The organism is Longimicrobium sp. (genome assembly GCF_048594345.1).
Lineage (GTDB): Bacteria > Gemmatimonadota > Gemmatimonadetes > Longimicrobiales > Longimicrobiaceae > Longimicrobium.
Window position 1 is genome coordinate 1 of the sequence record NZ_JBMDXM010000290.1, and the last position, 11,793, is coordinate 11,793.

At 70.4% G+C, this 11,793-nt stretch carries 11 protein-coding genes; 7 read left to right on the forward strand and 4 right to left on the reverse strand.

The genetic code is table 11. From position 1 onward, the window contains the following. Positions 1-124 precede the first annotated feature (124 nt). Positions 125-778, reverse strand: coding sequence for a hypothetical protein (locus tag ACOJUJ_RS29990; protein WP_420130609.1), 654 nt, complete (start codon positions 776-778; stop codon positions 125-127). A 443-nt stretch (positions 779-1,221) separates the two neighbouring features. Between ACOJUJ_RS29990 and ACOJUJ_RS29995 the strand changes: the two genes are divergently transcribed. Beyond that, a complete protein-coding gene (locus ACOJUJ_RS29995) occupies positions 1,222-1,407 on the forward strand; it encodes a pinensin family lanthipeptide (protein WP_420130610.1) in 186 nt (61 codons plus the stop codon). Positions 1,408-1,566: 159 nt separating this feature from the next. Beyond that, complete coding sequence (locus ACOJUJ_RS30000; protein WP_420130611.1) at positions 1,567-2,118, forward strand: metal-dependent hydrolase; 552 nt, start codon at positions 1,567-1,569, stop codon at positions 2,116-2,118. Between the two features lie 6 nt (positions 2,119-2,124). On the opposite strand, the gene ACOJUJ_RS30005 is transcribed toward ACOJUJ_RS30000, so the two are convergent. Further along, positions 2,125-3,249: a long-chain fatty acid--CoA ligase gene (locus ACOJUJ_RS30005; RefSeq protein WP_420130612.1), complete on the reverse strand. Its 1,125-nt coding sequence runs from the start codon at positions 3,247-3,249 to the stop codon at positions 2,125-2,127. A gap of 282 nt (positions 3,250-3,531) precedes the next feature. Beyond that, positions 3,532-4,893, reverse strand: a complete 1,362-nt coding sequence (locus ACOJUJ_RS30010; RefSeq protein ID WP_420130613.1) for a GAF domain-containing sensor histidine kinase — start codon at positions 4,891-4,893, stop codon at positions 3,532-3,534. Between the two features lie 108 nt (positions 4,894-5,001). On the opposite strand from ACOJUJ_RS30010, the gene ACOJUJ_RS30015 reads away from it, so the two are divergent. Together ACOJUJ_RS30015 and ACOJUJ_RS30020 are read left to right on the forward strand one after the other, a co-directional pair. Further along, positions 5,002-5,292: an HU family DNA-binding protein gene (locus tag ACOJUJ_RS30015; protein WP_331127193.1), complete on the forward strand. Its 291-nt coding sequence runs from the start codon at positions 5,002-5,004 to the stop codon at positions 5,290-5,292. A gap of 180 nt (positions 5,293-5,472) precedes the next feature. Continuing rightward, positions 5,473-5,961, forward strand: a complete 489-nt coding sequence (locus tag ACOJUJ_RS30020) for a Smr/MutS family protein (protein ID WP_420130614.1) — start codon at positions 5,473-5,475, stop codon at positions 5,959-5,961. 621 nt (positions 5,962-6,582) lie between these two features. On the opposite strand, the gene ACOJUJ_RS30025 is transcribed toward ACOJUJ_RS30020, so the two are convergent. Further along, positions 6,583-8,490 carry a DbpA RNA binding domain-containing protein gene (locus ACOJUJ_RS30025; protein WP_420130615.1) on the reverse strand — a complete coding sequence of 636 codons (1,908 nt, stop codon included), beginning with the start codon at positions 8,488-8,490 and terminating at the stop codon, positions 6,583-6,585. Positions 8,491-9,142: 652 nt separating this feature from the next. Here ACOJUJ_RS30025 and ACOJUJ_RS30030 point away from each other — a divergent pair. The 3 genes from ACOJUJ_RS30030 to ACOJUJ_RS30040 all read left to right on the forward strand — a co-directional run bounded on the left by ACOJUJ_RS30030 (position 9,143) and on the right by ACOJUJ_RS30040 (position 11,397). Then, positions 9,143-10,330, forward strand: a complete 1,188-nt coding sequence (locus ACOJUJ_RS30030; RefSeq protein WP_420130616.1) for a CaiB/BaiF CoA transferase family protein — start codon at positions 9,143-9,145, stop codon at positions 10,328-10,330. Positions 10,331-10,511: 181 nt separating this feature from the next. Next, positions 10,512-10,766 (forward strand): pinensin family lanthipeptide, encoded by a 255-nt coding sequence (locus tag ACOJUJ_RS30035; RefSeq protein ID WP_420130617.1) that lies wholly within the window; start codon positions 10,512-10,514, stop codon positions 10,764-10,766. A 73-nt stretch (positions 10,767-10,839) separates the two neighbouring features. After that, positions 10,840-11,397, forward strand: coding sequence for a hypothetical protein (locus tag ACOJUJ_RS30040; protein WP_420130618.1), 558 nt, complete (start codon positions 10,840-10,842; stop codon positions 11,395-11,397). The last annotated feature ends 396 nt before the right edge of the window (positions 11,398-11,793 follow it).

Consider the following 11,793-nt stretch of genomic DNA (forward strand, 5'->3'; position numbering starts at 1 on the left):
GTGCCCCGCGATGGCCGAGAGAAGGTCCTTCGGTCGCGCGCGGAGGACGGTGCAGGGTACAGATTTGCGCGGCGCTCCCTCAGGATGACTGATTTCGCTCGTAGCTGTGGGGTCTGACGGCGCCTCAGCTGGCGACCAGCGCCGTCCACTCGCAGGCGTCGGCGTGGCGGGCGTGGCAGCGGGGGTGCTGGGCGGTGTGGCGGCGACCCGTGTACTGCGTCATCAGCTCCGAGATCACACCCGTGTAGAAGGCGCACGCCGCCCCGCCCGGGTCGGCGTTGCTGGTGAGCGATCCACGCAGGCGCACCATCAGCGGCCGCGCCTCCACCTTTAGCTCCGCGCTTCCCGCCATCTCGCTCATCACCCGCCGGGTGCCACGCGCGGCGGCGCGCAGCCGCATCCCCGACGGCAGCAGCCGCAGCCAGCGCCGCGCCGCGCCGGACTTTTCGCTCCACGCGCGCCGCGCCACGCGCCGCCCCGCCTCTTCAAAGATCTCGTCGGCGTCGGGCCGGCGGATGACCAGGCGAATGAGGTCCTCTACCACGGCCGGCGTCTGCAGGCTCTTTTTCTTGGTTTCTTCGCGAAACTTGTGGATCTGCAGGTAGACCACGTCGCTCAGCCCCAGGCGGCGCGGCATGCTCAACGTCAGGTTCTCCCCCTCCAGCACCTCATCCGGGATGTCCATGTCGCGCATGGTCTCCAGCAGGATGAGGGGAAACACGGGGGTCACGCTGGGCGTGTGGGGCCCGGCGGCACTACGCCTGGAAGTCCTGCTCATTCCACGTGTTCGGGAGCCGGGGGGATGCACTTCGGGAAAAGCCGCCCAATCTGTTCGCAGGACTGGTGCCGACGCAAGTGGGCACGGTGTGATGGTGTGATGGTGTGATGGTGTGATGGTGTGATGTGATGGCGAGCCGATGGGTCATCATGCGTCTTTCCGATTCTTCAGCCGGCAATCATCCTTCCCGTTCACCCGTTCACCCGTTCACCCGTTCACCCGTTCACCCGTTCACCCGTTCACCCGTTCACCCGTTCACCCGTTCACCCGTTCACCCGTTCACCCGTTCACCCGTTCACCCGTTCACCGCATAGCGTTTCTGCTGTGCTGAGCGTGGAATCCAACATCTGACGTGCGAAAGGCGTCTGATATGGGATTGACCCACGTCCGGGGCGCTGCTTATGCTTTGCGTCCTGTCACGCCCATACCCAACGGAGGCTGCCATGAAGAAGGTCCAGCTGAAGCTCGAGACGCTGCGGGTGGAGTCGTTCGAAACGTCGGTGCCGGCCAACGAGCGCGGGACGGTGGATGCACACCAGATCGGCACCCGCGTCGGCGGCTGCACGGCCACCACCTGTCCGCCCAACCAGTGCTTCTGCACCGAGAACCTTTCGTGCCGCTGCAACTGATGCCCCGCTCGGCGTCCTGACGGGACGCCGCGGCAGGCCCAACGTGAACCCTCTCCCCGCCGGTCCGGGAGAGGGTTCGCGTTTGGTAAGCGGAACGATTGGTGCCATGGGCGGGCGCACACCCTGTCCTTTGATCCGCGTCCGCGTTAGCCTGACAGAATGGCGTTTCCCCCCGCACACATGCTCATCGGCGCCGGCTTCGCGGAGCTGGCGCGGTCCCAGATGGATCGCCCGCCGCCGCGCCGCTACGCCTGGGCGGTGGCCGGCGTGCTGGCCGCGTCACCGGACGGCGACATCATCCTGGGCATTCTGCTGGGGCGCGGTGGCAGCCTGCACGGCACCTTTACCCACAGCCTGACGGCGGCGGCGGTGGTCGCGCTGCTGGCCTGGGCGGCGGGCGGGGCGCGGTGGGCGGCCATCGCGGGGATCGGATACGCCTCGCACCTGTTCGTGGACCTGCTGGACGAGAGCGGGCCCACGAATCTTATGCTGGGCTGGCCGTTCACGGGTGCCCGGCCGTACTCCCTGGGAAAGCTGTTTCCCAAGGTGGAGGTCAAGGGGGAGGGGCTGGTGGATACCGCGCTGAACGTTCTGCGGCCGGAACAGCTGGTGAATCTGGCGATCCAGACGCTGATGGCTGCGGCCATCTTCGCCGCGCTGGTGCTGCTGTCGCGCGGGGGCCGGGGAATGCGCGGCCAGGGCCGGCGCTGACGCGCGTCAGCGGCCGATGGCGCGCAGCAGGTCGTCCATGGCCAGCGAGCAGCCGCGGGCTTCGGCGCCCTGGGCGCGGCCCAGCACGCGGAACCCCTCGGGCGAAGTGATCCCCAGGTCCGCGGTCTGGATCGCCATCACCGAGTTGAGGTTGGCGAGGTCGAAGTGGCGCAGCACGCCGGTCTCGCCGTGGGGCAGGGGGCGCAGCGTTTCGGGGTCCGTCGCCTGCGTGCGCACCCAGGGCGGTCCCACGTGCAGCCGCTCCGCCGGGGCGACCGCCAGACCCGCCACGCCGTCATAGAACTGCGACGACATCTCCGTCATCCCGTACTCGTTCACGCACCACGCGTGCGGAATGCCCAGCCGCTCCTGCACCGCGCCATACAGCTCCTCGCGGGTCACCTCGCGCGAGCGGCCCTTGAAGCCGCCCGTGTCCATCAACCGCGACCCGGCGGGCAGGCGGTGGCGCGCGCCGGCCTCCCGAAGCGCGTCCAGCCAGTGCACCAGCGCGAACGCGGTGCCCAGGATGCAGACGGGCTCGCCGGCCGTTTCCGCGCGCCGAAGGGCATCCGCAAGCCCTCCGTGATCGATGCCGCCCTCCGGCGACACGTACCATTCGCTCCCCGCACCGCCAAAATCCGCCACCACCGCCCCCGCCATGTGCGAGAGCGACGAGTCGCGCATCTCCTCCGGCCGGGGGATCAGGGAGAGGATGCGCGGCCTTGCACCGTCCGCGAGCAGGTGGGCGCGAAAGCCGGCCCGTAGCGCCGCGTCGTAGAGGGACAGGTCGGGAAGGTAGTGCGTGCCGCGGCGCTCGGGGCCCGCGGTAGTGCCGCTGGTGCGGAAGACGGCCGCCGCGTCCGCCGGATCGCCGCAGACCAGCGCGGCGGCCTTGAAGGCGTCCGTGGGCACCGCGGGGACGTCCTCCCACCCCGCCACCGTCCGCGGCGACACGCCACGCCGCTCACAGTAGGCGCGATACGGCGCGTTGCGGGCGAACTGGTGCGCGAACACCGCCCGCGCCAGCCGGTCGAACTCCGCATCCGGCATCTCCGCGCCCGTCCCGGCGCCGATGTGGTGCAGGAGCTCGTCGCGAAGGGCGCCGGGCGTTGGAAGGGTGGATACGGACATCAGCTGCTTCGTACGTCTGGGATCCGGCCGCGGCGGCGAGCCTCGTCACGGGCGATTGAAATCGCGGCTACGACAGCACAAAGTCCGCCTGCGCGGACTGGGCGGCCGGACCGTGTGCGGCATCCCACGCACCTGCGCGTCCGCTGCCAGGTGGCCACGATGGATGCGGTGCCGCTGTTTGCAGGTGAAGCCTCGCGCGGTTTGCGAGGCTTTCCGCTGGCGTTGCGGCGGCGCGGCGGCTTCAGCCGCTCAGGCGTGAGGCGTATGGGGAAGCCGTCCCCATCACACCGCCACCAGGAATCCCGCCGGAAGCGACAGCGTGAACGTCGATCCGACGCCCGGCTTCGAGCGGACGGAGACGTCGCCGCCCAGGCGCCGGGCGAGCTGGCGGGAAAGGGCCAGGCCCATCCCGGTGCCGCCGTACTTGCGCGTCGCGGAGCCGTCGAGCTGCCGAAACTGGTCGAAGATGGCGGGCAGGTCGTGCTCCGCGATCCCGATCCCCGTATCCTCCACCTCCCACACCACCGAATGCCGCGCGTCACCCCCCGCCCGCGCTTCCGGCGTCCATGGCGAGCCGGCGCTCACGCGGACGCGCACCGTTACCTGCCCCGCCGGCGTGAACTTGTAGGCGTTGGCGACGAGGTTGCGAAGGATGCGCACCACCTGGCTGGGGTCCGTGCGCACCGGCACGGCCGCGTCCGGCGCGATCGTCCGCACCTCCACGCCGGGCGCGGGCTCGGGCGCGCCGGCCATCGCCGCGCGGGCCAGAGCCACGGCGTCGCAGGTTTCGGGGCGCACCTCCAGCCGGCCCAGCTGCAGGTTGGCCAGGCTCAGCAGGTCGTCGATCAGCCCCATCAGCTGCGTGGCGGCTTCTTCCACCTTGACCAGGGCGTGGCGCTGGTCGTCGCTCACGGCCCCCTCGTGGCCCTCGCGCAGCAGGTAGGTAAAGCCCATGATGGCGGTGAGCGGCGTGCGCAGCTCGTGCGACACGTTGGCCAGAAACTCGTTCTTGAGCCGCCGTGCCTCCTCGGCCTCCAGGAACCGCGCCTCCAGCTCCACGTTCTGCTCGCGCAGCTGCACGTTGGCGCGCTGCAGGTCCTCGATCAGGTGCGCCTTCTCGGCGGTGGCGGACAGCTGGTCGGCCACCAGGCGCAGCAGCGAGCGGTCCGCCTCGTCCAGCCGGTCGGTGCTGGAAAAGTAGAAGGTGAGCGCGCCCTCCGGCTGGTCGGACAGGACGATGGGCAGCGAGACGGTGCTGGCGAACCCCAGCTCCTGGGCCGCGTCCCACCAGTCGGAAAGGGTTGGATCGGAAAAGACGTCGTACACCTCGATGAACCGGTTCTCCGCCACGGCGCGCCCGGTGGGGCCAAGGCCCACGCGCACCCGCATCTCTCCAAGAAATTCGCGGTACTCCACGGGCCAGTTCCAGGCCGCCACCAGGCGCAGAACGTCGTCGCTTTCGCGCAGGTACACGCAGCCGAAAGCGGCGCGCACAACGGGCGCAACCCGTTCCAGCGCAAGGCGATACACCTCGTCCGGCGAGCGGGCGGTAAGAAAGGCGTGGGCGATCTCGCGGGCCGCGCGAAGCTCGCGGACGGCACTCTCGTGGGCGGGAATCGGCGTAGCTGCTGGACTTTCGTGCACGTCTACTCTCTTGACGAGTGCGGAGGGTGCACCTACTCTAGGGTGCGAACGGCGCGGAGCCGTTTGGTTTTTGACGACACCACACCCCTTTACGACAGGAGACCCTTCGTGAACAAGTCCGAACTGGTTCAGCAGCTGGCCAGCCGCGCCGATCTTAGCCGCGCCGAAGCCACCAAGGCCGTCGACGCGCTGTTCTCCGTGGAGAACGGGATCATCGCGGAGGCGCTGCGGGGCGGTGACAAGGTGCAGATCACGGGGTTTGGCAGCTTCGAGACCAAGAAGCGCGAGGCGCGCAAGGGCCGCAATCCGCGGACCGGCAAGGAGATCAACATCGCCGCGTCCACCAGCGCCGCCTTCCGCATCGGCAAGCGCCTCAAGGACGCCCTGGGCGGCTCCTGAGCCACCTGGCGGTCCTGAACGGCCACCGTTCTTTCACGGGGAGCCACGGTCCTTCACCGGATCGTGGCTCCCCGCCGTTTTGCGCCGCATCCGCCGTCCACGCCCGCGGCGAAGTTCGTGCAGTCCCGGCGGATGTAGACGCATTCACCCGCTGAACCCGATCGGCCCCGCTTCCGCAGCATGCGCAGACGCAAGCCACCGCCGGCAGACCAGGGCGTCACGCGCGAGTCGTGGGGCAAGGTGCACCCCGTGCTGGACCTGCACGGGCTTACCGGTGACGAGGCGCGCCGCCGCACGGAGCAGTGGCTGCTGGACCGCCAGGCCGAGCGCGTGCGCACCGTGGTGGTGGTCACCGGCCGCGGGCTGCACTCGCAGGGGATCCCCGTGATCCGCAACGAGGTGGAGCACCTGCTGCAGATGCTGAAGGGAACGCTGGTGGTGCGATGGGAGACCGCCGGCTTTGGCGGCAGCTTTCAGATCGAGCTGCGCCGTCCGCCCGAACCCGACCGCCGCCCCCCGCCCGTCCATCCCCTGGTTCGCGAAGCCGGCCCGTCCCTGCGCCGCCGCGCCGAGGAGGCGCTGTGGGACCTGGGCATCGACCCCACCCCCGCCCTGCTCGAAGCCGAGATCCGCCGCATCCTGCGGGAAGAGGCCGGCGAGGACGACTAGCCCATCGGGCGGGAAGGTTACCCGGCGAGCCGCCGGTGCGCAACAAGAAAGTGCGGAAGTGCGAAAGTGCGTGAGTGCATGAGTGCGGAAGAGGGGAAGAGGGGAAGAGCGGAAGAGCGGGATGGTGATCAGCGCGAGAACTCAGCATGAGCGGGTAAACCATCATGGGCGCGGCCTGGAGTTCGCGCCCCGCCACCATCCCGGGCAAAAGCCCGGGACGATAACGGCCATACACCCCGTCCTGGGCTCGCGGAGCTCGCCCGGCGGGGCTTCCCTGCATGCGTTCCGCAGGTGCCGTGCGGTGGATCCACGGTCATCGCGATCGACCCGCCGATCAAACCCGGACTCCGCCCGTACGAGCAGGTGAAGCCCCGTTCGGTGACGCGACAGCGGCACCGAGACGGGGCTTATGGCATTTCCAGCCGCGGGTTTACCCGCTCCGGCAGGGGCGAGCACCCAAACCCATCGAGCGCACACCACGGATGTTCGCACGGGAGGGCGCCGCGGAGGCGTCGGCGTGAATCCAGGCCATATCCGCAGAAAAAAGACGGGGAGGCGCATCTCCCGACGCGCCTCCACATCACTCACGCACTGACGCACTCCCGCACTAACGCACTACCCTCACTCGTCGCGCGGGCGGCGGAAGCCGCCGCCGGGGCGGCTGCCACCACCGCGCGGGCCGCCGGGGCCGCCGCGCGATCCACCGCGGGCGCCGCCCGGACCACCACGCGAGCCCCCGCGGTCGCCGCCGCCGCGCGGGCCACGGTCGTCGCTGAAGCGCGGGCCGCCGCGTGCACCGCCGCCGCGCGCGCCTCCCCGGTCGCCGCCGCGATCACCGCCGCCACGGTCCAGCCGCCGCATTCCGCCGGGTCCGCCGCCCGGCCCGCCGGCGGTTCGCGGACGGTCGTAGTCCACGCGCACGCTGCGGTTGCGGATCGTCGTCCCGTTCAGCGACGAGATCACCTTGCCGGCCGCGTCCGCCGGCACCTCGACGATGCTGAAGGTGTCGCGGATCTCGATCTTGCCGATGGCCGTCCCCGGGATGTTCGCCTCGCCCGCGATGGCGCCCACCAGGTCGTTGGCGCGCACGCCGTCGCGCTCGCCCAGGCTCACGAACAGGCGCGCGTATGCGTTGGGCGGCGCGCCCGCATCCGCGTGGCCGCCCGGCGCGCCGCGCATGGCCGAGGTGGTGCGCGGCTCGCCCGCCTGGCGCGCCGCCGCGGCGGCCGCCGGCATGGCGTCAGCGGCCGAAACCGCCGGACGCTTGCGGCGCAGCAGCGCGCTGGCCGCCGCGGCGATCTCCGTGGGCGTAAAGTCCTCGAACAGCGGCTCCAGGATCAGCATCTGCGCGGCGAGATCTTCCTCGCGCAGGGCGCGGCGCAGCTCGCCGCGAAAGGCGCGCAGCTCGGCGCTGCCGGAAACCGGCTCGTCACCCGCGATCCCGGCGGGCTGGGCAAAGAAGCCGGCGCGCTTGGCGATGTCGCGCAGGTGCGCCAGCTCGCGCGGCTCCACCAGCACAAAGCCGGGATCCTCGCCGCCGTGGCGGGCGCGCAGCGTTTCCTCGTCCGCGGGAACGTCGTAGCTGATCACCTGCCCGTCCGGCGTCTCCGCCTCGTCGTCATCCATCGACGCGCCAATCACGATGACGTCGGCGTCCTCGTCCTCGGCGTCGCTGACCAGAAAGCCGCGCAGGCTAAGCGCCTCGGAAAGCTCCGCCGCGCGCTCGTCCGTGCGGCAGTAGAGCACGGGCGGATTTCCGCCGGCGCCGCCGCCCAGCAGCCGCGCCACCACGTCCATCTTGTCGCGCTTGCCCACCGGGACGTAGCCGATGGTCGCCGTGGGCGCGGGCTCCGGCTCCATGGACTTGGGGTCGGCCGCGACGACGGGGTAGCGGATGGCGCGCTTTACCCGGCGGCCGGCCAGGTCCTCCACCGCGTCCGTGACCTCGGAGGTGATGATCACGCGCTGCGCGTCGCGGGGGACGTGGTCAAACAGCGTCTCCAGCGCCTCCCATCCGCCCAGCGACTCGATCTCGGCCGCGCCGTCGATCACCACCGCCTCCAGCCCTTCCAGCTTGACGGCGGAGGTGCGCACGGCTTCCATCACCTCGTGCGGCGTGGCGGCCAGCACGTCGGCGGACTCGGAGCGCGTCCCCCATCCGCCCCCCGACGCGGCGAGGGTCAGCCCCGCGGACTGCGCGTACGGCACCAACTCCATGGCGGCGCGCTCGGCGGCCTCCGGCGTGGCGGAAAGGATCAGAACGCGCGTGCCGCCGGACTCCGCCGCCGCCTCGCCGTCCTCATCTCCCTCGTCGTCGTCCGCGCCGGTGCGGGGCTGGATGCGGTCCAGCACGCCCAGCCCGTAGGCCAGCGTTTTTCCCGATCCGCTGCCGGCGCGGGCCACCAGGTTGCCTTCGCGGCGCAGCACCGGGATGGCGGCGGCCTGCAGGGCCGTGGGCCGCTCGATCCCCGCGTCTTCCAGCGCGGCCAGCAGCGGCTCGCGAAGCCCGAGGTCTTGAAATGAAGCCATGTACGTCGTCCGTCCGTCTCTGGTCCGATTGCGAAGTTCGCGGATGCGGCAACCTTGGCCGCACCCGCAAGGTTCCTGCCCGGGGCGGGAACGCCGGACAATGTACATGATGCGTGCCTTCCGCGCTTGGAAGTGCGGAAGTGCGAGAGTGCGAGAGTGCAGATGCCGGTGCGACGTCCATACTCTCTCCTGCTTACGGGAGAGGGTGCGAGCCTGAGCGGGCGAGTGAGGGTCCGGCCGACGTGATGGCGAGACGACCGCTTCGGCGTCTCGTCCCGGCACCCCGGGCTAAAGTCCGGGGCTGGAACGGCCATAAGCCCCGCCCTGGGCTCGCGGAGCTTGCCCGGCGGGGCTTCACCTGCTCGAGCCAGCGGGGGCCTGCGCGCGGCGGTGGTGCGGAGACGTCGACAGGGATTGCAGCAGAGGACGCGCACGGCAGGTATTCGCGACGTTTATACCCTCTCCCGCTTGCGGGAGAGGGTGCGAGCCTAAGCGAGCGGGTGAGGGTCCCCGCGGACGCAGTTCGATGTCGTTCGCAGTCGCACACTCACTTCCGCACTCACGCACTCACGCACTCACGCACTTTCGCACTTTCGCACTCTCGCACTTTCCCCTAAGCTGCCGCCGTCCATCCATCCCCCGCGATCCGCCGATGCCTGATCCCGATCCCAACCCTTCGCGCGGCCCGCTGGCCGGCGTGCGCGTCCTGGACCTGAGCCGGGTGCTGGCGGGGCCGCTGTGCACCATGGTGCTGGGCGACCTGGGCGCGGACGTGGTCAAGGTCGAGCGCCCCGGCACCGGCGACGACACGCGAACCTGGGGCCCCCCGTGGGCGCAGGGGCCGGACGACCGCGAGTCCGCGTACTATCTGAGCGTAAACCGCAACAAGCGCTCGGTGGCGGCGGATCTCAAGTCCGACGACGGGCGCGCGCTCGTCCTGCGCCTGGCGCGCGAGGCGGACGTGGTGGTGGAGAACTTTGCGCCGGGTATGCTGGACGGATGGGGGCTGGGATACGCCGGCCTGTCGGCCGAGAACCCCGGCCTCGTCTTCTGCTCCATCACGGGATACGCGTCGGACGGACCCGAGGCGGGGCGGCCGGGCTACGATTTCGCCGTGCAGGCGCGGGCGGGGTGGATGTCCATCACCGGCGAGCCGGAGGGCACACCCGTAAAGGTGGGGGTCGCGGTGGTCGACGTGCTGACGGGGCAGAACGCCGCCATCGCCATCCTGGCCGCGCTGCGCGAGCGGGACCGGTCGGGGCGGGGGCAGCGCGTGGAGGTGTCGCTGTTCGATTCCGCGCTGGCGGGGCTGGTGAACGTGACGCAGGCGGTGCTGGTGACCGGCAACGAGCCGCGACGCTGGGGAAACGCGCACGTTACCATTGTCCCCTACCAGGCGTTCGACGCGGCGGACCGGCCCTTCATTGTCGCCGTGGGGAACGATGCGCAGTGGCGGCGGCTGTGCGCGGCCATCGGCGCGGACGACCTGGCGGCGGACGAGCGGTTCGCCACCAACCCCGGCCGCGTGGAGCACCGCGACGGCGTGGTGATGGCGCTGGCCGCCCGCTTCCGCGCCCGCCCCGCCGCCCAGTGGCTGGGGATGATGGAGGCCGCCGGCGTCCCCTGCTCCCCCGTGCAGACCGTCGGCGAGGCGCTGGCGGACCCGGCGGCCGGCGCGCGGTGGCCGATGGAAGGGCCCAGCTACGGCGCCGTTTCCACCGTTGCCTCGCCGCTCCGCTTCTCCCGCACCCCCGCCGCCCTGCGCGACTCCGCCCCCGCCCTTGGCGAGCACACGGACGAGGTCCAGCGGCTGGGCTGGAAGGTGCTCGAGAGCGGCTGATTTCCTCGCCCGGCGAACGCAATCCGCGCAGGAACCCGCGTGCGAACTCGTGAACCGCTCACGACGGGACTTGCCATATCTTCGGGTATGGATACATCTTTTCAGACACAAATAAGGACGCTTGATCCGTACTCCCATTCCGGCGAGTGTCGATCCTGGTGTCCCAGCACGAGAGGTTCCCATGCGCAAGATCAGCCTGAACGTGAACGAGCTTCGGGTGGAGTCCTTCGAGACGGAGAAGGACGACAAGGAAAAGCAGGGCACCGTGCACGGGCACGCCACCCAGCTTCTCGGCTGCCAGGTGACGAACGCTGGATATACGCAGTGCGGACAGCAATGCCTGAGCGGGTGGCGGCCGTGCCAGCCCACCGACGCGTGGACGGATGGGGAGAGGATGTGCTACTGCGCCGGTGGCACAGGCGAGTGGGCCTGTTAGTGGCCGGCGAGCGGGGAGCGCGTGTATCTTGCGACTGACCGCGTTTCTCGACTCTGAAGCACAGGTGATTGGGATGATGAGATGTACGTGGCGCCGCGCGGTACTGGCGGCGCTCCTTGCGTCCGCGGCGGCGGTGGTGGACGCGCACGCGCAGGCGTTCACCCTCGCCGGCGGCGCACGGCTGTACGACGGGGATGATGGGGAGACCGCGACCATGGCCGCCCTGCGGACGGAGTTCCCCATCGGCACCACCGCGTTGATCGAGTTCGCCAGCTCCATCGCCGAGGTGCCCGACGACGGCCGCGGCGGCGTGCGGAGCGTCTTCGAGGCGCAGGTGCAGATTCCCATCCGTCTGGGTGACGTGCTGACGCCGTACGTTGGCGCGGGCGCTGGTATTGGCCACGTGAACCAGGGGAGCGGCGATCTGGATGAAGGCTGGCAGGCCGTGCTCTCCGGGGGGGCCGGCGTGCGCATCGCCGTTGCCGAGCAGCTGGGGGTGGTGATCGACGCACGAGTGCGCGGCCTCGCCGGCGACTTTGCCGGCAGCCACACCGACCTGACCGTCGGCCTGCGCTACTCCCTGACGCGTCCGGATCGTCCGCGCTTTCGCGGGGCACCGCGCGCGGCGTAGACGGACACATCGGCCGATGACGATCCGCCCCGCCTCACCCCGGGCCAAAGCCCGGCGCTAGAAAGGCCACAGGCCCCGCCCTGGGCTCGCGGAGCTCGCCGGCGGGGCTTCATCTGCTCGCGTGGGCCACGCCCGGCGCGGATGGGAGGCCTCCACGTGCACTACCCTCTGCCGATCACGTCCACGCCCGCCAATCCGCGAAGGCGGATTTCGTGTGGTCGTTGCAGCGAATTCATTCGCCCTCCCCGCCCTTACCACCATCACACCATCACACCATCACACCATCACACCATCACACCATCACACCATCACACCATCACACCATCACACCATCACACCATCACACCATCACACCATCACACCATCACACCATCACACCATCACACCATCACACCA